The organism is Haloimpatiens myeolchijeotgali (assembly GCF_042688525.2).
Classification (GTDB): domain Bacteria; phylum Bacillota; class Clostridia; order Clostridiales; family Clostridiaceae; genus Haloimpatiens.
Genome location: NZ_JBHWAB010000001.1, coordinates 2,058,741 through 2,083,642 on the forward strand (window position 1 = coordinate 2,058,741; position 24,902 = coordinate 2,083,642).

The window sequence follows — 24,902 nt, forward strand, 5'->3', positions numbered from 1 at the left end:
TATTTGAGAAATAAATCTTTTCAACATATTATAGATAAATCTTATAAGTGCATATCAGGTAAAGAAAATTAACATTAATGAATTAGTCATAAATGCTTCCATTCTTTTATAAATAAAATTTGCTAAGAAACAATTATGTATTATCAAATCTGAATTTAATAAATATATTTTTCTACATAATAATATTACTAGCAGTATTTTTTTATCTTGAGGATTATATAAAAATTAATAGTAGTATGTTCTAATATACAGTATATAATAATTTAAAGTTTAAGGGGTATGAGAATGTATATTATAGAGAAACTAAAACATATTCATTATATTATACTAGTTATATTTATATTTATAATAGTAGTACTCATAATAAACGTTATAAAATATAAAAAAATTGAAAGGGAATTAAAAGATAGTAGAATGAAACTTGAAAAAAATTTTAATTTCTTAAAAACTATTTTAGATACAATTCCAGAACCTCTTTTTAGTAAAGATTTAAGTGGTAGATATACAGCATGTAACACTGAATATGCAAAGTGTTTAGGCATGAAAAGAGAAGAGGTTATAAATAAAACAGTATATGAAATAAAACAAGGAAAATTTGCAAATATTTATCATAAAGCAGATTTGGAACTTATGAATAAAAAAGGAAAACAGGTTTATGAGTCAAAATTTAAATATCCTGATGGCGAAGTCCACGATGTAGTTTTTAGAAAAGCTGCAATTACTTCTGAAAACGGTGAAGTAGATGGTTTAGTAGGAATAATGATAGATATTACTAAGAGGAAAAAGAATGAAAATAGAATAAATAAATTGTTAAAAATAAAGGGAGCTATGCTTGAGATAAATCAATCAATAATAGGTATAAATGATATTGATGAATTATTTCAGCTTATTTTAGAAAAAGCTATATCTGTTATCAATGGAGCTGAATATGGAAGTATTTTAATTTTAAATGAAAATGGAATATTTGAAGTTGCTGCATCTAAGGGTTTCGATAAAGATAAAATGAAGAGTTTTAATCTTCCACTTGAAAAATCATTTTTATGGATTAAAACTAAAGGAAATATTAAAAATTCTGTTATAATTGACTATGTTGATAAATTAGAAGATATTGAAATTATTGATACAACAAATAAAAAAAAGGATTGGCAAATAAAATCTGTTATAAGCACACCTATTATCATTGAAGGCAAATTGTATGGAATTTTAAATATAGATAGTGATGAAAGAGGAGTATTTACACAAGTTGATATTGAAACTATGGAATATATGAAAAGTCAAATAGAAATATCTATATGTAAGCATAAGCTTTATAAAGAGATATTATATCTATCAAAATTTGATAAGTTAACAGGATTATATAATAGAAGTTACTTTGAAAGAAAATTTGACGAGTGTCTTCAAAATATAAGTGGAACAGATAAAAGTTTTAATATTGTTATTTTTGATATAAATGGATTAAAAAAAGTAAATGATAAATATGGACATTTAAATGGAGACGAATATATAAAAAAATTTACTTCAGAATTAAAAAGAAGAGTACAGTCTACAGATATTTTAGCAAGGTATGGTGGAGATGAATTTATAGGCTTATTTTTAAATTCTAGTGAAGATAAATTAACTTGTAAATTTGAAAAAATAATTGAGCATTTGAAAAAAGATACAATGAAGTTTTATGAAGATAATGTAATATGTAGTTTTAGTTATGGTATTTCAAGTTTTCCTCAGGATGGAGATACATATAGTGATTTAATAAAAATTGCAGATAGTAGGATGTATGAATATAAAAGGAAATTTAAAAATAGTAAAATATTAGAATAGATATACTAACAAAAGACAAATTATAAAAGGTGATATCGTGAAAGGAAAAGAAAGAAAGTCAGGGATGATGTTTAAACTTAAAAGTTTTATTATGAAGAGTATTATAAATAAGATAAAAATATTTGGAATTGCCATTATTTCTATTGCACTTATTTTTGTAATAGTTATATCCCATAAAAGCATAGATAATTTATATGTTAATTCATCAAAAAAAATGAAAGAAGGACTAGCAAAAGCTAATAAAGATTATTTAAGTAACTATATTACTTCAACTTCGATGTATGTAGAAACAAAAATACAGCATTTTTTAGATGAACAGTCAATGCTTGCAAATATTTTTCAAGAATTTATTGATAATGAACAGGAATTTGAATTATTTACAAAAGAAATGTGGAATCTGCCTTATTTTAAAGATAAAATGGTTTTAAATAAGAGATGGTATGTCAATGACAAAAATGAACCAAGTGCAGTACTTGTACAGAGTTATTTATTAGATAAGAATATGAAAATAAAATCAGAAGTGATGAAGGAAATTAAACAATCTGCATTGTTAGATTTATTGATGCCGTCTTTTTATAAGCATGGAGCAAAAAAGTTGTGGATTTACTACATAGGAGATAAAAATTCACCTTTTTTAAGAGTAACACCTTGGGATAATTTAGGAAATAAAGTGCAGCAAAATTATCCTAAATATTTAGACAAGCCTTTGTGGGATACTTTTAATCCTGGGTTAGTAGAGGGGTTAGAGGAAAAAATTAAAAGCTCTAGTAAATATAAAAATAATTTATCGTCTCTAGCGGTTGTTAAATCACCATATATAGATGCTGGAACAGGAAAATATATATTATCAATTAATTACCCAATTTGGAATAAAGAAAGAAATAAATTCAAAGGATCTATAAATATAGATGTGGAGTTACATGAAATTTTAAGTTATATAGAAGATGTTAAATTATCCTCCACTGGATTTGCATTTATATCTAAATCAGATGGAAATATTATTGCAATTAATGATAATGGTGAGAAAATTTTAGGGTTAAAAAAATCAGAAAAGTTAGAAGGACAAGATAAAAATAAAACTGCATATACTCAAGTAGGGAGATTGTTAAAGGATAGTGTTTATGACAGCGTTAAGAAAATAAAATTTCCAAACAGTGAAAAAGTTAAGTCAAATGAAATTGATGTTGATGGAAAAAAATACTTAGTAATTCAAAAAAATATTACTAATTTAAATTCATGGAGTAGTGATAAAGGTTTTTATAATGATAAATTAACTTTAGGATTTGTTGTACCTAAAAATGAGTTGTTTGCATCATATATCAATATGCAAAAGGATTTAAAAAAAATAGAAGAAAGAGAACTTTTTAAAGAACTTTTAATAGCATCATTGATAATAGTGTTATCAATACTTTTAATTTATGTAATCTCAAATAGAATGGCAAAAGACTTAAAAAAATTAGAAGATGCTACTGTTGATATAATGAAAGGAAATTATGATATTAATATAACAGTTACATCTCAGGATGAAATAGGAAGACTTGCCAATGCAATGAATAAGATGTCAAGAAAGATTGAGTTTACAATGGATAAAATAAAAAAACAAAATGTAAGACTTTCAAAAGAAATTAATAATAGAAAAAATAAAGAGGATATAATTAATTATCTTGAGAATTATGATAAATTAACCAACTTGCCTAAAGGAAAAGTATTTATAGAAAAACTTAAAGATGTAATTCAAAAAAATAAGGGATCTATTATTATAGTTAGTATTGATAAATTTAGAAGAGTTAATGAAGTTTTTGGATATGAAGGTGGTAATTCAATACTGAAGATGATAAGTAATAGATTAATATCAGGTTCAGAAAATGTAGAAATAATTTCTAGAATAAATGGTGATGAATTTGTGTTACTATATAAGGATATAGCAACAGTAGATGAAATTATAAATATAGCAGAAAGTATAAAAAATATACTAAAACATCCTTTTGATGTTAATGGAAAAGAGATTTATATAATGGCAAGTATAGGTATAAGTATATTTCCTCATGATACAGATAATCCTTATGAATTATTGAAGTATGCATCTGCAGCACTTTCAAAGGCAAAAGAAGATGGAAATGATAAATGTCAATTTTATGATTCAAAAATGAATACTGTAAATGAAACAAGAATAGAACTTATACGAAACTTAAAACATGCATTAGATAATAATGAATTTGAGCTTTATTATCAACCACAAGTGGATTTGAAAACTAAAAAAATAATGGGATTAGAAGCATTAATAAGATGGAATAGTAGAGAAAAGGGAGTAGTTTCGCCAGTTCAATTTATACCTTTAGCAGAAGAAACTGGATTAATAATAGATATTGGTGAATGGGTTGTACAAACTGCTTGTAGACACATAAAGGCATTGAAGAATTTAGGATTTGATAATGTTACTATAGCTGTTAATATATCTCCTAAACAATTTTATCAAAGTAATCTAATTTCACTAATACAAAAATGCTTGCGTGAAACATCATTAAAACCTGAACAACTTGAAATTGAAGTTACTGAAGGTTTATTTATAAATGATATGGATAAGGTAATAACTACATTAAGAGAATTAAGATTAATGGGAATAAAAGTTGCAGTAGATGATTTTGGAACAGGGTATTCATCATTAAGTTATATTAAAAAATTGCCTATTGATAAATTGAAGATAGATAGAACATTTATTAAGGATATTCCAGAAAATGACAATGGAGCACTCTCAAATATAATAATAGAGATGGGAAAAAGTCTTAATTTAAGAATAATAGCTGAAGGTGTTGAAAAAGTAGAACAAGAGGAATTTTTAATTGAAAGAAATTGTGATGAGGCACAAGGATTTTTATATGCAAAACCACTAAAATTTAGAGATTTAATTGAAATTCTAAAAAAAGATGCAGGATTGATATCTAATAAATAGCACATTGAGAAACTATTTTCTATAAGTGTTAAATTGAATAAATATTTATTAATTTCAAATAATATTATATAGGTAGATATGTTATTGCAAAATCATACAAATTATAATTGGAGAAGAGATATGAAATCAAAATTAAGTACAAGATTTATTGCTGCTTTTGCATCTATAATAATATTAGCAGCAATTGTTGGTACATACGAATTAAATAGATATTTATCTAATGCTCAAAATGAATTAACTACTATATATGAGAAAGAACAAATCAATAATCTAAATAATCATTTTAAGGGTGTTAAAAAAGATTTGTCAATGAGATTGTATGATTATGCTGTTTGGGATGATTTATATTATGCTTTAGGTCAAAAAAAATATTCATGGATAAAAGAAAATGCTACAAAATTTTTATATGAAAGTGATGTTTATGATATTGATCTTATATATGTAAAAAGTAATGACAATAGTTATGAAGAATTTCATTGTAAAAATAATATTAAGTCTTTAATTATAAAAAGTGAACTTTATAAAGATGCGGTACGTGATAAAAAGTTAGTTTGTGATTTCATAAGATTTAACAAAGATTTATATATGGTTGCTATTTCTCCCATAACTACTAATGATGAAAAACTTACTAAGGGGATTTACGTAATGGGGAAAAAACTTGATTCAAAAAATATACATGAAATTGTTAAAAAATATTTTGGAAGAAAATTAATAAATGTTTCTGTAGATGAAAATAAAGATGTGTTACAACGTAAGGATATTCATTTACTAAGGTATAATTTTTATAATAACAGTGATAAACTAATTGAGACTGTTAACGTATCTTACAGTGTTAAAGTTTATACAAATATAATTGAACAAATAATACCTAATGTAATAACTACAATAGTAGGACTTACATTGATAATAATAATTTTAATAATTTATTATGTACTTAAAATAAACAAGATTTTAAATAAAATAATAGAAGGTATTGATAAACTTTCAAAAGGTTATTCTATTATAAAAATTCCTAAAAGTAATATCTTAGAGTTTGATGAGTTAGTAAGTCATACAAATAATATGGCAAATATAATTCAGAAAAAGATGATAGAATTGAAAAATTATAATATGAATACAATAAAGGTTTTAGTTAGGGCCATAGAGGCAAAAGATCCATATACAAAAGGTCATTCTGAAAGAGTTAGTAAATATGCTCTTATTATTGCTAGGAGTTATGGAATTGAAAATATAGATATGTTGGTTCAAGCAAGTATGCTTCACGATATAGGTAAAATAGGTCTAAAAGAAGAAATTTTAAATAAAAAAGGAGCTCTTACACAAGAAGAATATGAAATTGTAAAATTACATTCTAAAAGAGGTTATGATATTTTAATGGGTTCAAAATCTTTTGATAAGATACGAGATATTATAAAACAACATCATGAAAGATATGATGGAACGGGATATCCAGAAGGACTTAAAGGGGAAGAGATATGTATTGAAGCAAGAATAATTGGGGTTGCAGATGCTTTTGATGCCATGACATCTGATAGACCATATAGAAAAGGAATGGACTTTCAGAGTGCATTTTCAATAATCAAAGAAAACTCTGGTACTCAATTTGATCCTAAGGTAGTAGAAAGCTTTATTAATGTAAAAGATGTAATAAAAAAAATTTGTGAAAGCAAGAAAAGGTGAAAAACAGCCGCTACGGGAAATGATATCTTGCTTAGAAACCTTTCACTTCAGTAACAATTTCTAAGCTTTACTCATATTGAAAAAAGATTTTTTTATTAATATTCCGTAGGAATCAGTAATTAAAAAATAACTTTTTTCAAATTCGTAAAGCTAAGAACTTGTAAACTTTGTTCAAATGTTTCTTACGCAAGATATCATTTCCCTTCGCTAGACAGTATTTTTGCCCTGAAAAAGTTCAGTTAATTGTTAATTAAAAGGCTGATGAAGTAAAAAAAAGAGGTGGAAATTATGAATGTACTAGGATTTATAGCAATATTTATTACAATAATTATAGCAATGCTAATGAATATATCATTAGTTTATCCCCTTTTAATAGGATTTTTTATATTAGTTTATATGGCATATAAAGAAGGATATAAAATAAAAGATATACTTAAAATGGCACTTCATGGAGGTAAAAAGGCACTTATTTTAATGCAAATATTTACCTTGATTGGAGCAGTGACTGCTGTATGGATGGCAAGTGGAACTGTAGAATTTATAGTTTTTTATGGAATAAAACTAATTAAACCAGATATATTTTTATTATGTGCTTTTTTGATAACTTCTTTAACATCGTTTTTAATTGGTACATCTTTTGGAACTGTAGGAACCATAGGAACTGCATTGATGGTAATGGCAAAGGGTGGAGGAGTTAGTGTTAGTGCAGCAGCAGGAGCGATAATTGCTGGTGCATATTTTGGAGATAGGTGTTCACCTATGTCCTCTGTGGCAAATTTGATATCTTCAATTACAGAAACAAATTTATATGATAATGTAAAAAATATGATAAAAACTTCTTCTATACCGTTTATGATATCTTTAATAATATATTATGTTTTATCTATAAAAAATCCAATGATAATACAAGGAAGTATAATTGCAGACGAAATTCAAAAGAATTTTAATATTGGATTTTTGGCATTGTTTCCTGCAGTAATTTTATTTATACTAGTTATTTTCAAAGTTGATGTTAAAAAATCGATGTTAGCAAGCATATTATCAGGGATACTAATAGCTTTGTTTGTACAGAAAGTTCCTTTTATAAAATTAATGAAATATATAATTGTAGGATACAGTATGGACAAGCAGTATTTTATAAGCACAATAATAAAAGGCGGCGGAATTGTATCCATGCTTGTTATAGGAATAATAGTTTTTATATCTTCAGCTTATTCTGGAATTATCGAGGGTACAAAAATGCTTGAAAATGTGGAACAAAATTTAGATAAGCTTTCTAAAAAAGTAGGAACTTTTAATGCATCCTTTATTGTTGGATTAATTGTATCTGCTGCAGCATTTAGTCAAGCTCTTGCAGTAATACTGCATCATCAGTTGGTTAAAAAGATTTATATTAAAAATAAAATAGATGATAATACTTTAGCATTGGATTTATCAAATACTTCTGTTTTATTTTCAGGACTAATTCCATGGAATATGGCATCTTTTGTCCCAGCATCAATGCTTTCCGCAGGAGCTGCATTTATCCCATATGCATTTTACATATACTTGGTTCCCATATATAGATTGGGTATATCAATGTGCCGAAGAAAAACAAATAAATAGATAAGGATAACTCAACTTTCGGAGATAAAAAATATCCGCTACAACCGCTGCGGTAAATGATATCTTGCTCAGAAACCTTTCACTTCAGTAACAAGTTCTAAGCTTTACTCATATTGAAAAAAGATTTTTTAATTAATATTCCATAGGAATCAGTAATTAAAAAATGACTTTTTTCAAATTCGTAAAACTAAGAACTTGTAAACTTTGTTCAAATGTTTCTTACGCAATATATCATTTACCTTCGCTAGGTAGTATTTTTGTCCTGCGAAAGTTGAGTTCGTAACTATTATATTTTATCTAACATAAGGTCCTTCTTCAGATAAGGCGTCCTTTAACCACATTGGGTGCATTCTTAAAATATTTTTTGGCAAATTATTTACTGGAAAAAACTTGATATCTAAAGTTTCAGGGGAATCATTAGAAATGTTTCCTCCTATTATTTTGCCTTCAAAACAACAAGTTACAAAATGTGTTACTCTTCCATCTGGATATTCGAAAACCTGAGTTTTAGGGTCAGAGTATACGCCAATAAGACGTACCACTTTAATGTTTAATCCGGTTTCTTCAAAAACTTCTCTTACTGCAGTATTGGTTATTGTTTCACCAGGTTCAAAATGTCCTGAAGGTATACCCCAAAGATCAACATCTGCTCTTTTTTGTAATAAAACGTTGTTTTTATCATCGAAAATTATTACAGCTGCTGCAGGACAAATATCTTTAATTTTTTTCATTTAAATCTCCTCCTTGCTCAACTTTCGGAGATAAAAAATATCCGCTGCGGGAAACGATATATTGCTAGGAAACCTTTCACTTTAAAGATAATTAATAGTTAATAATGAATAATTAATAATTAAGGAAATTTTGCCTTAGGGCAAAATAACTAATATAATTAAAGATTTTTGCTAAAGCAAAAATCAACCTTCACTATTAATTTTTAATTATTAATTCTTAATTGTTGTTAAATGTTTCTTACGCAATATATCATTTCCCTTCGCTAAGTAATATTTTTGTACTGTGAAAGTTGAATTCTTAAATAATAAAAAAAGCCCGAGGAGGTAAGAATCAGCGTATAAGAAATACGCTGAACCTTCCCCCTCGGGCGTTTTATTCCAATAGGTGCCTCTTGTAAAACAAGAGATGCAGCGCTTGGTCACAGCCCTTAACATTATAAGGCGGAACCCTAGCTGCCTAATCCCAGTTCAGTAAAAATAATTGTTTAATTTATTTATATTGTAGCACAGCATTCATGATATATCAATAATTGGATATTTTTGATATATGTTAAGTGCTATTAACTAGTTGCATATAGATTCCTATGGAATAGCTGGATTTACTATTCCTAAAATACTTTTTTCATCTATTATGTTTTCTATTTCGTAGCTAGGGACTGAAAAATAAGGAAAGCCTAGTGGCCTTGGACCTAGCTCATATTGTTGAAAATAAATCATTAAATTACTACCACATAAAAAATAATCTTGGTTAGGTTTTACTCCTTTATATTTCTCATAATTCAATAAATCAGTATATTGTTTTTTAAATTCCCTTTCTCCTATCATTGATATTATTTTTATATAGTCACTATCTTTTTTAAATAACTCGTTAAATTTATATACTTTTCCTGTTTCAATATTTAAATTTAGTGACTTCACAGAATTTACAGGATGTGCTCCTTTAAAATCACCAAGTCCACTTAAAATAAAACTTAAAACACCTCTTTCATTTGTTTTAATTTCGTAAGAACCTGTAATATACGTTGGCATATCTAAATATTTAAGGTCTAATATAAATTTTTTAGTGAAATTAAAGATTTTACAATTAATCTTTTGTTGAAGTAAAAAGTTACTCATACCTGTCACCATTGGATAATAAAAATTTATCATAGGAGTCATAATTTTAACAGTAGATATATTTACAGGAAATAGCATAATAATCCTCCTGAATATTTTTACTATAAGGTATTCGTAAGCAATACTAGATGTTACAAAAATAATTATGCTATATCAATGTAAACATAGATACTATAATACAACATTTATATAATGTAGATATTTATTTGTGCTATTTATCCTTTGGATATAATTTTTTCTTATAATATCCTTCTGCCGTATATAGTGCAGCTAGAGGATTGTGACCTAAAACTCTATCTTTAGCTGCAAGCACTGTGATAGGAGCTTTTGAATATTTAATAAATAATGAATCATGACCAACACATAATCCTAAAAGTATATTAAAATCTGTTTTTGCTTCGTTTAAGAATAATGCTTGTCCTATTGGATTACACATAGGTTCATAAGTACCAGGTCTAACTTGCTCATCATTTTTTATGTTTATATGTTCTTTTAAAATGCTTCCATTTTTGCAAACTATGGAATTAACAGTAAAACCGTTTTCAATTAATATTTTAGCAAGTATTTTTGCTTCATTACTTAAACCTATACAGAAGGCTATTCCAAGATTTTTAAAATTGCATTTTCTAGCAAAGTCCATGATTTCTTCTAATCTGGTTTTTTTACAGTAACCTTCAGCTTCTACTAAAGCTGCATTATGAGCAAGCTTTAAGTTCTCTTCCTCTTTATAAAGTTCTTTACTTTTTTCAACTATATTACTGCGGCAAGGGCAGTTCTTTGGCAGTTTTTCAGTTTCACCGCTTCTACAAGCGTGAATGCTGCACTGAGCACAGGTATACATAATATCAACTTCCTTTCATATTTTGGGTATATGCAAATTATGTTTTTATTATAACACATAAACTAAGTGTCTAGAGCCTGTGAAGTAAATATCTATATAGTGTTAGGAATCCTGTCACTTCAGTAACAAGTTCCAATGATATCGCATTAAAGGAAGTAAACTGGTAATAATACAGAGTAGTAAGATACGAAATAAATTAGATGTAGGAAAATATGGATAAAATATTCCAAAAATAAAAAAGAGGTGATTAGTATGACTACAAGATTATTTATAATTGCAGTAACACCAGGAATAGCATTAGCTTTGGGGGCGTATTTAACGGATAGATTTGATAGAGAACCAATTAGTATGTTAATAAAGGTTTTTATTTTAGGAGCGGTATCAGTAATACCAACTATAATTGTAGAAAGACTTTTTATGTCATTTAATATTTTTGGTGGAATAATGAAAAGTGCATATACAGCTTTTATAGTAGCAGGACTTGTAGAGGAATATTTTAAAAGGGAAGTTGTGTTAAGAAGTGTTTTTAGAAGTGAAGCATTTAATGAAAAATTGGATGGTATAATATATGCAGTGTATTCAGCATTAGGATTTGCTACGATAGAAAATATAAGCTACGTTGTTTTTAGATTTGCATATAATCCATATGTAGGTATTTTTAGAGGAATTTTATCTGTCCCTGCACATATGCTTTTTGCAATAACAATGGGTTATTATTTATCTCTTGCAAAATTTGCAGAAGAAGAGAAAGATAAAAGAGTTTATTTGAGAAGATCACTTACAGTACCAGTAATTTTTCATGGTATATTTGATTTTATACTTCTTTCAGGAATACCATTTGCAATGATTATATTTGTTCCTTTTGTTATTTACCTTTGGGTGGTTAATTTAAGAAGACTTAATGAGTATTATGTTGAATCAAAAGCCCTTTTTAAAAGACCTAATAAAAACAATCACTAATTTAACTTCCCTAGGTGAAAAACAACCGCTACGGGAAATGATATCTTGCTTAGAAACTTTTCACTTCAGTAATAAGTTCTAAGTTTTACTCATATTGAAAAAAGATTTTTTAATTAATATTCCGTAGGAATCAGTAATTAAAAAATAACTTTTTTCAAATTCGTAAAGCTAAGAACTTGTAAACTTTGTTCAAATGTTTCTTACGCAATATATTATTTCCCTTCGCTAAGCAGTATTTTTATCTTGCGAAAGTTGAGTAAATAATTAATTAAAACCTTTCTGCATTAGCAGAAAGGTATCCATAACTGTCAATTGTCCTCTATCAACTGTCAACTATTTAATCAATATATCATTTCCCTTCACTAGGCAGTGTTTTTGTCCTATGAAAGTTGAGTTACTAACAAAATAGTAACCTATATATTAAGTTATATATATTTAATTATATTTATTTGTAGGAAACTGCTGTCATATAGTAAATAACAATAATGTCGTATTAGAGGTGACAAATTAGTAATAACAAGAAAAATGAGAGGGGAGAAATATAAATTTATTTAACTTCAAAACAATAAAGTCTTTGAAAAAATGAATAATTCCATTATTCAATTTTAGAAGGTGAAAAATAGTTGCTGCAAGAAATGATATTTTGCTTAGAAACCTTTTATTTCAATAAAAGATCAAAAAAATGTATTGGTGAAATACTGAAAATGTGCAGTATGGTAGAGTATTACTGCAGACGAGTATTGCAGTACATAGAATGGAATAGTTTTAAGTTGTGAAAGTTAGGAAGCATAATCATAGGTATGATTATAAAATGAAGATAATGTATTACTTAAGAAGTTCTTCATAAGTGTAATCTTTATATCCTAAAAGTGCTTCTTCTAGTTTTGATATATCATAATTCCTTTGGGGATAATTATTAAATGCATTTCTTTTAGAAGAATTAGAGTATTTGCCATAATGGGCGCACTTATCCTGTATTTTCTTTACAGTCTTTTTTATAGAAAATTTTTCCTTATTGGAAAAGTCTTTTGATGAATCGTTTTGAATTTTCTTTTTTGGTAAAATATATAGATTACTTATAGATCCTCTTCTTTTGATTTTTACAATACCTAATTTAAATAATATTTTTAAATACCTTTGAATTGTTCTGACACTTTTCCCTAATTTTAAAGATAAGGTTTTCTGAGAAGGAAAACAATAATTTTTCTTACCAAAACAGTAACTTTCAAGAATACAATAAAGTTTTAAGACTTGTCCACTTAAATTCATATCTAAAATTGATTTATCTAAAACAATATAACCACAGTTTGACATAATAACTACCTCCTTAAATATTTGCTTCTACCTTTATATATGCTCTAGAAGACAAACTGCAGTTGTTTTTTTGATTATTTACAGAATGTTAACAAAATTAGATATAAAATCATTTTTGGACGCATAGTATAATAGTACTTTTTACATTTAAAAAATATTTTTTAATAATGAAAGTTTTTTATAAGATTTTATTTTTTGTAAGTAAAAATTATTTTATAGGAGGTTTCTATGGGATATAGATCACTTAAAGTTACAGTGAAAAATAGAACTGGTCAAAAACTTGTTTTAAAAAATTATCCATTAAATCATGGAAAATGGAGTACAAAACCTGTAGACATTAACTCAGCTGGTGAGTGTACTTGGAAAGCCGAAAGTAAAGATGGTGCATTGATTGGGGTAACAGGAAAAATTTCTTGGGAGTCTCAAGAAACACTTGGAGCATTTGTTATATCATTTGATAAACCATTAGGTGCAGGTGCAACAAAAGTTGATCCAAGTTGTCCAACTGGTTATAAACATGAATTACATGGAAATACAGGCGGACATCACTCAAGTGTAACAGTTATTTTTTCAAAAATATAAGGGGGAATTTTATGAGTTCAAGAACAATAGAAATCACAATACAAAATGATACTGGAAAAATTTTGTCTATGTCGTCTAAGAAATTACAACATGGAAAATGGCTTAAAGAACCTTCTAAAAATATAGGTGAAGGACAATCATGTATAATTAAAGCAGGAAATAGAGATGGAGCTCTTATAGGTACAACGGGAAATTTTAGTTATAGTAATGAAAATGGCAAATTTGAGCTTGATTTTGATAAGCCTTTTGGATCATCAAAAACAGTAGTAAATCATAATGCCAGTGGACCTTATGAGTCTAGATTAGAAAATGATAATTTGCAGCATCATCATTCAACATGTACTATTAATTTTTATAAGGTGTAGATTATAAACAATTCTAATTTCGTCGACCCCCAATAGCGTAAAAAACCCCGGGGATCGACGAATCTGCTAACTCGCATGAATCCTAGATTTTTATATTTTGTTTACAATTTGTTAACAATTGAATGTTTTTGAAAAGTGTGCTATAATGCCCCTTGGACGGGTTTTTAGAATACCTATGAGGAATTGAAACTTTTTATCAACCAGATAATTTAAATTAATTCAAAGCTCGTTTTTAGAATACCTATGAGGAATTGAAACTTCAACTCATACCCCCCTCTATTTTTAAAAATTACGTTTTTAGAATACCTATGAGGAATTGAAACGTATCTTGGTCATAAATCTTTGCGTTTTCTAAATAAGTTTTTAGAATACCTATGAGGAATTGAAACTGATGTTATCTTAGCACCCGAATTATTGTAACTCCCCGTTTTTAGAATACCTATGAGGAATTGAAACTTAATTACATAATAAATAAAAGGAAATTGTTTTTAAAAGTTTTTAGAATACCTATGAGGAATTGAAACCGAGGTCGTAATAATAACCATCCTCGTTCCCTTCTAAGTTTTTAGAATACCTATGAGGAATTGAAACATAAATAAATTCATTTTGATTTCCTTCTCTTTTAAGTTTTTAGAATACCTATGAGGAATTGAAACCTGTTATAATCTAATTTGTGTACTAATCCTTTTTTCCGTTTTTAGAATACCTATGAGGAATTGAAACTAGTTATAGTCATTATCTTCAAGATTTTTATTTTTTGTTTTTAGAATACCTATGAGGAATTGAAACTAAAATTTGCAGATTGTTTAAGAAAGCCAATAGTTTGTTTTTAGAATACCTATGAGGAATTGAAACTATATTCTTCTAATGTTTGGTTAAACATTTTTATACACCTGTTTTTAGAATACCTATGAGGAATTGAAACCCATCTATACCATTTGCCTTCTTTAATTCCTTGTAAGTTTTTAGAATACCTATGAGGAATTGAAACGTTATTAATTCTCTATTTTTTGGTGTATCCAGTAAAACGTTTTTAGAATACCTATGAGGAATTGAAACCAATTTGACTATATATGATTTTATCTTTTTTATTAGTTTTTAGAATACCTATGAGGAATTGAAACCAAGATTTATTATTTGTTTGTTAGTTTTACCATGTTTATGTTTTTAGAATACCTATGAGGAATTGAAACCCACTTAGAATTATTTTTCCATTTTCCTTGACTTCTAGTTTTTAGAATACCTATGAGGAATTGAAACTTTTTTTATCTATTCTTATTCAGATATAAGCGTTTCAACGTTTTTAGAATACCTATGAGGAATTGAAACATTTAAAACGCTTACAAGCTAAATAATGAAATTATAGTTTTTAGAATACCTATGAGGAATTGAAACTTGTATATGCAGATAACTTCAAACTCCTTAATGCTCTCGTTTTTAGAATACCTATGAGGAATTGAAACTAACTACACTATTGCTAATGAACCATTAATATTTATGTTTTTAGAATACCTATGAGGAATTGAAACATAGAATCACAGAAGTAAATAATAATATAGATAAAATTGTTTTTAGAATACCTATGAGGAATTGAAACACCCATTTTTCATTTTGCTAAAATTGTTTCTAATACCTGTTTTTAGAATACCTATGAGGAATTGAAACTAGTAACTCATGTTGTAATTCCTCCTTTATCTAGTTGACAGTTTTTAGAATACCTATGAGGAATTGAAACTTTTTAAGCAGTAAGCTACTAACGAACCACAAGCAGGTTTTTAGAATACCTATGAGGAATTGAAACATAGTGAATAGTAACCCCTTTCTCTTGAGTTACAGGTTTTTAGAATACCTATGAGGAATTGAAACCTACTATGTTATAATTTATTTAAAAATATAATTAATGGTTTTTAGAATACCTATGAGGAATTGAAACTCTACATAATTGTAAATTATTCCTGCAAAATATAAATTGTTTTTAGAATACCTATGAGGAATTGAAACGATGTAACTTTTAATTCTAGATTTTTCATTGTAATGTTTTTAGAATACCTATGAGGAATTGAAACTTTGTTCTTGTTCTGAACTTGTAACTCAGATTATTAGTTTTTAGAATACCTATGAGGAATTGAAACTATAGTTTTGCCCTCAGCTCTTTCAGTGTCTTGAATGTTTTTAGAATACCTATGAGGAATTGAAACTTTCATTTCTATGAATTCTTATATATTGATGCAATGTTTTTAGAATACCTATGAGGAATTGAAACTGGGTATGCCAAGAAAAGTTTATATTGCTAGAGTGGGGTTTTTAGAATACCTATGAGGAATTGAAACTCGTCAAATACTTGTGAAGCTTTGACAGTCAAGACTCTGTTTTTAGAATACCTATGAGGAATTGAAACCTATCTTCTAAACTTTTAGTTTTACAAATCTTAAAAAAATCTCCTAATTGATGACTATATTGACTATAACCAAGTAGGAAACGTTAACTGTATCTATTGATAGGTTCATATAAGAAAAAAATATTTTTATATTGTATCAAAGATAAAATATTAAGCCCTAAAAAATTCAACAACTATAATAGGGCTTAATTTTTATGAGTAATTTTATAAAATATAGTTGTCTTAAAATAAATAATATTAAAAAATATGATTAAAAATAATTGGATTTTAGGATATAATATAAGTAAGAAGGGGTGAGTTATATGCAAAGATTAAAACCTTTAAATGATTATATATTCAAAAAAATTTTTGGTGAAAATGAAGTAAAAGATAATTTAATTGCATTTCTAAATGCAGTTTTAGATAGAAAAGATAGAGATAGATTAGTTACATTAGAAATAGTAGACAATAAAGAATTAACAAGAGAATTTATAGGCGATAAAACCGCAATATTAGATGTAAGAGCAAAAATAGAAGATGGAACACAAATTGATATAGAAGTACAGCTTACAAATCAACACAATATGGATAAAAGAACATTATTTTATTGGGGAAAGTTATTTAATGAAAATATATCTAAAGGTGAAGATTATAGAAATCTTAAGAAAGTAATTACTATTAACATATTAGATTTTGATTATATAAATTTAGATAAGTTTCATACTAAATTTCATTTATGGGAAGATGAAGCAAAAGATTATATGCTTACAGATTTGGTAGAGATTCACTTTATAGAAGTTCCTAAATTTAATGAATTAGAAGAGAAGAATTTAAAAGAAGATAGACTTCAAAGATGGTTGACTTTCTTAAGCAGAGAACCCAAATTTTTAATTTGGTGTGAATCGCTTACTCAGATGAAGAATGAATCTGAGTTTCCTTTAATATAAAGAAGAAAGATTAAAGGAGTTGATGGAGATGGATAAGGATATAAAAAGGGCAGAAGAGAGACTTGAATATCTAAGCAGCGATAAAGAAACAATAGAAATTTATAAAGCTAGAGAAAAATCACTTCATGAGAGAGCTAATATGATAAATGGAGCTAAAGAAGAAGGGATTAAAGAGGGAATTAAAGAGGGAATTAAAGCGGGAATTAAAGAGGGAATAATTAAAACTGCAAAAAATTTATTAGTTATGGGCATGGATGCAGATACAATATCAAAAGCTACAGGATTAAGTATAGAAGAAATTAAAAGTTTAAATCAATAAGGTTTATGGTTAATTTTTAGTAAGCTACAATTACTGTATCATTTTGATCTTACCGACTGATTCTGATTTTAAAACTTACCTAATCATTGATTTATAATGGTTAAGCAGATTTTTTAGTAAAAGTAAAAATCTACTGTATATAATTTAGTAATTGTATAAGTAAAAAATGCTTAAAGCAGCGAGAAAACTGCTATGTAAAGTGAAAACAAATATTTTGACTGAAAATTTAATATCATAACTAATAATTAAAACTATTTATAATATAAATCTAATAATCGTCGACCCCCAATAGCGTAAAAACCCCCGGGGATCGACGAATCTGTTAACCCGCATGAATCCTACATTTCTATATTTTGTTTACAATTTGTTAACAATTGAACATTTTTAGAAAGTGTGATATAATGCCCCTTGGACGGGTTTTTAGAATACCTATGAGGAATTGAAACTCAGTAACGACATTTTCCCTTTCTTCTTTTGTATGCCTTGTTTTTAGAATACCTATGAGGAATTGAAACATATAATTTTTGTTTGTTTCTGACCATTTTTCTGCGTTTTTAGAATACCTATGAGGAATTGAAACCATTCAAATCCATGAGCTTCCATTTCTTTAACCCAATAGGTTTTTAGAATACCTATGAGGAATTGAAACCCATTATATACTTCCCGAGTACGCATTATTATATAGTTTTTAGAATACCTATGAGGAATTGAAACTTCTTTAGGGTAGAGAATGTGTCCGTTTGAAGAAGCGTTTTTAGAATACCTATGAGGAATTGAAACAATGCTATTCTTTTTTTATTTTGATTACAATATTTATGTTTTTAGAATACCTATGAGGAATTGAAACAAAATTATGGTATAAGAGTTTATAAAACGGGATATGTTTTTAGAATACCTATGAGGAATTGAAACTGCTTCTCCGTCCTGCTCTGCAAGACTTGAGTGTTTTTAGGTTTTTAGAATACCTATGAGGAATTGAAACCACAAACGGTATTTTCCATTTGCCGTTTGTGTAACACAAGTTTTTAGAATACCTATGAGGAATTGAAACCTACGTTTAGAATATTTTAAGCATTAATAATCTATGTTTTTAGAATACCTATGAGGAATTGAAACGGTTAATAATGTCAAGAAGTTTTGAAATATTTTATGTTTTTAGAATACCTATGAGGAATTGAAACTTTTCTAAATCAGTTGATGTTACAACACCATTATCATGTTTTTAGAATACCTATGAGGAATTGAAACTTGTTATCTTTAGTAGATTTATGTATTATGTAATAATAAGTTTTTAGAATACCTATGAGGAATTGAAACTGGTTTTGTGTCCATGTATAATCGTCCGACCATTCGTTTTTAGAATACCTATGAGGAATTGAAACACCAGTTTTTCTGGTATGTTACATATACGATCAGAAAAGTTTTTAGAATACCTATGAGGAATTGAAACACAACATTCGTGAACTCTTCTTCTTTATATTGGTTCGTTTTTAGAATACCTATGAGGAATTGAAACTATAATCATCTTCGCTATCACAATTATACTCAACCGTTTTTAGAATACCTATGAGGAATTGAAACAAGTTTTTTATAAAAAAGTGTTGACAGTTAGATTGAAGTTTTTAGAATACCTATGAGGAATTGAAACCTATTCCTTGAAAACTTATTATTAATACATCTTTCATTGTTTTTAGAATACCTATGAGGAATTGAAACCTCATTTGCATTGCCAGTGGTTCAATTTCAGATTCATAAGTTTTTAGAATACCTATGAGGAATTGAAACAACTAATGGTAAGAGCTTCACCTGCAGTAGATACTTTAGTTTTTAGAATACCTATGAGGAATTGAAACTTCAATACATCTACATATTCTCCCATTAGTTCATCGTTTTTAGAATACCTATGAGGAATTGAAACAGTTCTTCTATTCCTGTAATTTCTAATTGCTCTTTTGTTTTTAGAATACCTATGAGGAATTGAAACCATGATACACTAGATTTTCTTTGTCTAAAATATCGACGTTTTTAGAATACCTATGAGGAATTGAAACAAGCAATGGCTATTCTTAAAGCAAAATCAACTCCAGGTTTTTAGAATACCTATGAGGAATTGAAACTTAGCTTTTAAGACTTTTCCCCACGTTCCACGTATTTTGTTTTTAGAATACCTATGAGGAATTGAAACTCTAATTTATAAGAATTCTTTGAAGGTAAATATATAGTTTTTAGAATACCTATGAGGAATTGAAACACGCCTCTTTTATAATTATTTTGTTCAATTAAAAAGCCGTTTTTAGAATACCTATGAGGAATTGAAACCCGAAAAATCTATATGTTTCATTTGCCTTAACATCGTTTTTAGAATACCTATGAGGAATTGAAACCTATTTGTGAAATTTGTAAAACCCCAAATAATGTGATGTTTTTAGAATACCTATGAGGAATTGAAACTTTGGTTGGAGCGAAATAGAAAATGGAACAGTAGTTTGTTTTTAGAATACCTATGAGGAATTGAAACTCACTCCACCTTCTTCTAGAAGGTTAACTTGTATCTCGTTTTTAGAATACCTATGAGGAATTGAAACTCTATACCCCCTTATAAACTTATATTCAATAAAAAAAGTTTTTAGAATACCTATGAGGAATTGAAACACTTTAATCCAGTTTCCACTAAAATAGCATTCCACCAGTTTTTAGAATACCTATGAGGAATTGAAACACATTTTTATCACCTCATGTATAATATAACATTTTGTGTTTTTAGAATACCTATGAGGAATTGAAACTAGGTCATAAATTTGAAATCAAATCAGATAAAACTAAAGTTTTTAGAATACCTATGAGGAATTGAAACATTTTTGGAGGGGATAGGTATGAATTATAGAGGATTTGGTTTTTAGAATACCTATGAGGAATTGAAACTCTTTTGAGCATAACATTATTTCAGTACCTACGGGGTTTTTAGAATACCTATGAGGAATTGAAACTTAAAATCTTTATAAATATTTTTACCTATGCAATTTTGGCTTTTAGAATACCTATGAGGAATTGAAACTAGATCTAATAGCTTCTAAAACTTCTTGTAAGCTATATTGTTTTTAGAATACCTATGAGGAATTGAAACTTGTATTTTTAGTAATGATTGAACAACTCTTTTCATGTTTTTAGAATACCTATGAGGAATTGAAACAATGTTAGGGTTGGTAACGGAATAGGCTATACTAAACGTTTTTAGAATACCTATGAGGAATTGAAACGTTGATTACACTTTTTAATATAATCTTTTAATACTTTGTTTTTTAGAATACCCATAAGAAATAAACATCATTTAACAAACGTATATTTATAAAAATAAATAAATCTGTAAAAGTAGAAGTCTAAAATGGACTTCTTTTTTTATGAAAAAAATATTTAAAAAATGAAGGAATTTACAGAATAATATAGAAATATATAATGAAAATTAGTAAAATTTATAAAAAATACATTTTTATAAATAAAACGATAAACTAAAGTAGAGCTTAAAATTAAATTGTAGAAATTTACAGAAAGGCGGTGAGAACTTGCAAGAAGGTATAATGCAGATTGGAAATGCTGTTTACTCAGAGGATAGTGCTGTTGAGAATATTCTTATGAAGCTTCAAAGTGAGAGAAAAAATAAACAACAGCATGTTTTGAAATTCAATTTTAAAACAGAAGAAGATATTTTAGATATAGATGTAAAAGAAGAAGTAAGTCAAAATACTGCAAAGAAGTATCTTGTAGTTGACAAAATAGGAGGTCCCAATTCACCACAGTGGTTAGTAAGTAAAAATACGTGTCAGTATCATTTGACAGAAACGATACCAAGTCTTAGTAAAATTTCTTTTAGTGATGAATTAGATTGTAAAATCAAAAAAGTTTTTGAAAAATTTTATGTAGATTTAGGTGAAGATGTAGATAACAAATATAGATATGTATTAAATCTAAAAAAATATGGAATAGGTGATGAAGAGCCTGAAAAGATTTTAGAAGAGCTGTTAAAGAAAGAAAACACTAAAAAAGCTGCGTATAAAAAAATAGGTAGTGAATATAAAAAAATTCTTCAAAACTATGTAAAAGATGAGAAAGGTATAAATTCAAATCAAGAAGTGGGACTTTACACAATTTTAATTGATGATATTCCAATTGCAGAATATGAGGAATATAGAAACGAAGTTATAAAACAAAAACTAGGAACAAAAACAAAACAAAAATCTAATTCTAAAAATAAAAAAGTAAAACAAAATTCTTTGTGCAGCATGTGTGGTAAATGTGAAAATGAGAAAGGTGATTTAAAGAAAATCTCCATAAAATTTTTTACAACAAACCAGATTATTTTTGCTAGTGAATTAAATAAAAAGAATTATGATAAAAATATGATAATATGTCAAGAATGTATGAATAAATTAATTTCAGCAGAAAGATATATAATGAATAATCTAAGAAGTAAACTTGCTGGATTTGATGTGTTTTTAATTCCTCATTTTATAATAGGAGAACCTTTGTGTAGAGAGGATTTAGATGCTTCAGCAGAAAAAATTAGAAATAGCTTTAATAGCGCTAAAAGCCATAGGAGTATAGTGGATTTTAAAGTTGAGGTAAATGAATCAAAGGATATTGATGATGAGAACTTTTATTATTTGATGAATATAGTTTTTTATAAAAAAGTAAATCAAGGTACTAAAATAAGAAGATTAATCAAAGATGTAAATCCATCAGTTTTTGAAGATATAGAAATAAACTCCAATAAGGCTAATAAACTTTTTAAAAAAGTTATTGGTGAAAAGTTTAATTCTCAAATAAAGTTAGAATCAATATATTACTTAACTCCTATAAGGTTAAAACAAGGTGAGGCACAACATTTTAATAGATTACTTTCAATATATGATGCTTTATTTACAAGAAGAAAAATGGATAAAAAAGTTATTATAAAAAATATTCTTGACGTTATAGATATACAGTATTTTGATAAGAAAGGCTATAATGTTAAAAAAGATGAAAAGAATGGAATTAATTTTACTATTATTAAAGGAAATATGCTTTTAAAGTTTCTTGAATATATGGGATGTTTAAAGGAGGTAAAAAGTTTGGAGAAGTTTGATTTGTATGTAAGTGATGATATAAAGAATTATATACAAAAGATGGGATACAATATGCAGCAAACAGGAATGTTCCTTTTAGGATATTTAATGGGACAAGTAGGTAATTCACAGTATAAAAGATCTTCTGAGGGTAAAAAGCCAGTTTTGAATAAGCTCAATTTTGGAGGTATTGACAAGAGAAAAATACTTAGACTTTGTAATGATGTTTTTAATAAGATGAATCAAGAAAAGATTTTAAAATACAATGAGAAAACCTTTTCAGAATGTAAAAGATTAATTGATATGAATTTAAACTCATGGAAGCTTAATAAAGATGAAAACTTATTTTACATATTATCAGGATATGGTTATTCTACCACAAAACCAATGTTAAGTAGTAGGCAAGATAGTGTAAAGTAATTTATGAAAATGCAGCTAAAAAAGGAGGAAATGATAATGAATAATAGTGAAATTTTATATCTTTATGATGCAAAATTAACAAACCCTAATGGAGATCCAGATGAGGAAAATAGACCACGTATGGATTATGAAAGAGACATAAATCTTGTTTTAGATTTGAGAATTAAAAGATATATAAGAGATTATCTTTTAAGTAAAGGATATAAATTATTTGTAAGTAAGATAGATGATAAATCTGTTACTGCTAAAGAAAGAGTAGAAAAATTAGAAAAATATGATGAAGATACTATCTTAAAAGAACTTATTGATGTAAGAATGTTTGGTGCTACTATGCCTGTTAAAAATGATAATAAAACATTTATAGGACCTATTCAATTCAATTGGGGATACTCCTTAAATAAAGTTGAACTTTTAGAATCTAGCATAACTTCTCATTTTGCCTCTGAATCAGGAAATAAACAAGGTGCTATAGGTAAAGATTATAGGGTTAAATACTCATTAATTGCTTTTGCAGGTGTTGTAAGTGGTAAGAGAGCAGAAAAAACAAAGTTAACTGAAGAAGATGTTAAACTTTTAGATGAATCAATGAAAAAAGCAATACCAGAGTTAGTAACTAGAAGTAAAATAGGACAATATCCAAGACTTTATATGAGGATAGAATATAAGGATAATGAAACAATCTTAGGAGATATGAGGGATTATATAAAATTAGTTGAGGAAAATGAAAGCATAAGAGATATAAAGGAATATTCATTGGAAATAAATGAATTGGTAGAGTTTATTAATAAAAATAAAGAATTAATTAAATGTATTCATTATTTTGTTGATGATAAACTAAAATTAATAAATCAAGGAAATTCATGTAAATTAGAAGATGCATTTAAAAATATTAAATTAAGTTGTATATAAGATTTATTTAATTCAGTAGTTATATTCATTTTGAAAGAAGGTGAAAACCTAAGTGAATAACATTGATGTATTAATTTTAGATATAAAAGGAAAATTTGCACACTTTAGAAAGTTTTATACTAATTCTTCATCACTATCATATTCTGTTCCTCCACGAACAACAATAGAGGGAATCATTGCGGCTATTTTAGGATATGAAAGAGATAGTTATTATGAAAAACTGTGTAAAAAAAATTTTAATATAGCAGTAAGAAAGATGAAAAGTACAAGGAAAATTATGCAAAGTCTCAATTATATTAAAGCTACTAAAAAAGATTCAGTGTATACAATAGGGGAAGGACATACTCAAATACCTTTTGAATTAATAACTTCGGATGAAGTGGTTCATTATAGAGTTTATTTAAGCAGTGTAGATAATAAAATTATAGATAACATAGAAAAAAGGGCAAAACAAAATAAATATATATATGCTCCTTATCTTGGGGCGGCACCTTTTAACTGTTATATAGATTATGTGGATAGAATAAAAGGAACAATAGATAAAACTGATAAATCTGTAGAAATTAGTACTTTAATAAATTCTAGTTGTATTTCAGAATGTTGTATAGATTTAAAGAGAAAAGATTTATTTCTTGTAAAGGAAAAAATGCCTTCAGACATATTGAAAAATAGAGTGATTGGTGAAATTAATTCTTATATATATGATGAAAATGGTTCGTCTTTGAATGTGGTTTTAAATAGTGAGTTTGTAAAGTTAAACTATAAAGATTGTATAGAAAATATTATTTTTATGTAGTTAAAAAAATATTTCAGTATGTGGAATTTTAGATTTAAAATTCCACATTTTTATGATTATTATTGTAAAAATG

16 protein-coding genes and 2 CRISPR repeat arrays are annotated in these 24,902 nt (G+C 27.0%); of the genes, 12 read left to right on the forward strand and 4 right to left on the reverse strand.

Features of this window, described 5'->3' with window-relative positions:
- Positions 1-285: 285 nt before the first annotated feature.
- From ACFIJ5_RS09155 to ACFIJ5_RS09170, 4 genes are all read left to right on the forward strand, one after another.
- Positions 286-1,818, forward strand: a complete 1,533-nt coding sequence (locus ACFIJ5_RS09155; RefSeq protein ID WP_379806265.1) for a sensor domain-containing diguanylate cyclase — start codon at positions 286-288, stop codon at positions 1,816-1,818.
- Positions 1,819-1,855: 37 nt separating this feature from the next.
- Positions 1,856-4,768, forward strand: a complete 2,913-nt coding sequence (locus tag ACFIJ5_RS09160) for a bifunctional diguanylate cyclase/phosphodiesterase (RefSeq protein WP_404660332.1) — start codon at positions 1,856-1,858, stop codon at positions 4,766-4,768.
- A gap of 120 nt (positions 4,769-4,888) precedes the next feature.
- A complete protein-coding gene (locus ACFIJ5_RS09165; protein ID WP_379806269.1) occupies positions 4,889-6,448 on the forward strand; it encodes an HD domain-containing phosphohydrolase in 1,560 nt (519 codons plus the stop codon).
- Positions 6,449-6,736: 288 nt separating this feature from the next.
- On the forward strand, positions 6,737-8,053 hold the full coding sequence (locus ACFIJ5_RS09170; RefSeq protein WP_379806271.1) for a Na+/H+ antiporter NhaC family protein: 1,317 nt from the start codon (positions 6,737-6,739) through the stop codon (positions 8,051-8,053).
- Positions 8,054-8,346: 293 nt separating this feature from the next.
- Here ACFIJ5_RS09170 and ACFIJ5_RS09175 read toward each other — a convergent pair whose 3' ends face one another.
- The 3 genes from ACFIJ5_RS09175 to ACFIJ5_RS09185 all read right to left on the reverse strand — a co-directional run bounded on the left by ACFIJ5_RS09175 (position 8,347) and on the right by ACFIJ5_RS09185 (position 10,741).
- Positions 8,347-8,784, reverse strand: a complete 438-nt coding sequence (locus tag ACFIJ5_RS09175) for an NUDIX domain-containing protein (protein ID WP_379806273.1) — start codon at positions 8,782-8,784, stop codon at positions 8,347-8,349.
- A 582-nt stretch (positions 8,785-9,366) separates the two neighbouring features.
- Complete coding sequence (locus tag ACFIJ5_RS09180) at positions 9,367-9,978, reverse strand: RsiV family protein (protein ID WP_379806275.1); 612 nt, start codon at positions 9,976-9,978, stop codon at positions 9,367-9,369.
- 133 nt (positions 9,979-10,111) lie between these two features.
- Positions 10,112-10,741, reverse strand: coding sequence for a DUF1847 domain-containing protein (locus ACFIJ5_RS09185; RefSeq protein ID WP_379806277.1), 630 nt, complete (start codon positions 10,739-10,741; stop codon positions 10,112-10,114).
- Positions 10,742-10,993: 252 nt separating this feature from the next.
- Between ACFIJ5_RS09185 and ACFIJ5_RS09190 the strand changes: the two genes are divergently transcribed.
- Positions 10,994-11,701: a PrsW family intramembrane metalloprotease gene (locus ACFIJ5_RS09190; protein WP_379806279.1), complete on the forward strand. Its 708-nt coding sequence runs from the start codon at positions 10,994-10,996 to the stop codon at positions 11,699-11,701.
- Positions 11,702-12,526: 825 nt separating this feature from the next.
- Here ACFIJ5_RS09190 and ACFIJ5_RS09195 read toward each other — a convergent pair.
- On the reverse strand, positions 12,527-13,015 hold the full coding sequence (locus ACFIJ5_RS09195) for a helix-turn-helix domain-containing protein (RefSeq protein ID WP_379806281.1): 489 nt from the start codon (positions 13,013-13,015) through the stop codon (positions 12,527-12,529).
- Positions 13,016-13,243: 228 nt separating this feature from the next.
- On the opposite strand from ACFIJ5_RS09195, the gene ACFIJ5_RS09200 reads away from it, so the two are divergent.
- The 7 genes from ACFIJ5_RS09200 to cas5b all read left to right on the forward strand — a co-directional run bounded on the left by ACFIJ5_RS09200 (position 13,244) and on the right by cas5b (position 24,829).
- Positions 13,244-13,597 carry a hypothetical protein gene (locus ACFIJ5_RS09200; protein ID WP_379806283.1) on the forward strand — a complete coding sequence of 118 codons (354 nt, stop codon included), beginning with the start codon at positions 13,244-13,246 and terminating at the stop codon, positions 13,595-13,597.
- An 11-nt stretch (positions 13,598-13,608) separates the two neighbouring features.
- Positions 13,609-13,962: an aegerolysin family protein gene (locus ACFIJ5_RS09205; RefSeq protein WP_379806285.1), complete on the forward strand. Its 354-nt coding sequence runs from the start codon at positions 13,609-13,611 to the stop codon at positions 13,960-13,962.
- Between the two features lie 160 nt (positions 13,963-14,122).
- Positions 14,123-16,360: direct repeats of the CRISPR family, unit length 30 nt; unit sequence GTTTTTAGAATACCTATGAGGAATTGAAAC.
- Between the two features lie 302 nt (positions 16,361-16,662).
- Positions 16,663-17,286 (forward strand): Rpn family recombination-promoting nuclease/putative transposase, encoded by a 624-nt coding sequence (locus tag ACFIJ5_RS09210; protein ID WP_459253858.1) that lies wholly within the window; start codon positions 16,663-16,665, stop codon positions 17,284-17,286.
- Positions 17,287-17,314: 28 nt separating this feature from the next.
- The gene (locus tag ACFIJ5_RS18880) at positions 17,315-17,605 is read left to right on the forward strand and encodes a hypothetical protein (RefSeq protein ID WP_459253859.1); all 291 of its coding nucleotides are present in this window, start codon (positions 17,315-17,317) and stop codon (positions 17,603-17,605) included.
- A 416-nt stretch (positions 17,606-18,021) separates the two neighbouring features.
- Positions 18,022-20,862: direct repeats of the CRISPR family, unit length 30 nt; unit sequence GTTTTTAGAATACCTATGAGGAATTGAAAC.
- 303 nt (positions 20,863-21,165) lie between these two features.
- Positions 21,166-23,124 (forward strand): TIGR02556 family CRISPR-associated protein, encoded by a 1,959-nt coding sequence (locus ACFIJ5_RS09215; protein ID WP_379806287.1) that lies wholly within the window; start codon positions 21,166-21,168, stop codon positions 23,122-23,124.
- Positions 23,125-23,160: 36 nt separating this feature from the next.
- Complete coding sequence (gene cas7b / locus ACFIJ5_RS09220; protein WP_379806289.1) at positions 23,161-24,033, forward strand: type I-B CRISPR-associated protein Cas7/Csh2; 873 nt, start codon at positions 23,161-23,163, stop codon at positions 24,031-24,033.
- A 52-nt stretch (positions 24,034-24,085) separates the two neighbouring features.
- The gene (cas5b, locus tag ACFIJ5_RS09225) at positions 24,086-24,829 is read left to right on the forward strand and encodes a type I-B CRISPR-associated protein Cas5b (protein ID WP_379806291.1); all 744 of its coding nucleotides are present in this window, start codon (positions 24,086-24,088) and stop codon (positions 24,827-24,829) included.
- The last annotated feature ends 73 nt before the right edge of the window (positions 24,830-24,902 follow it).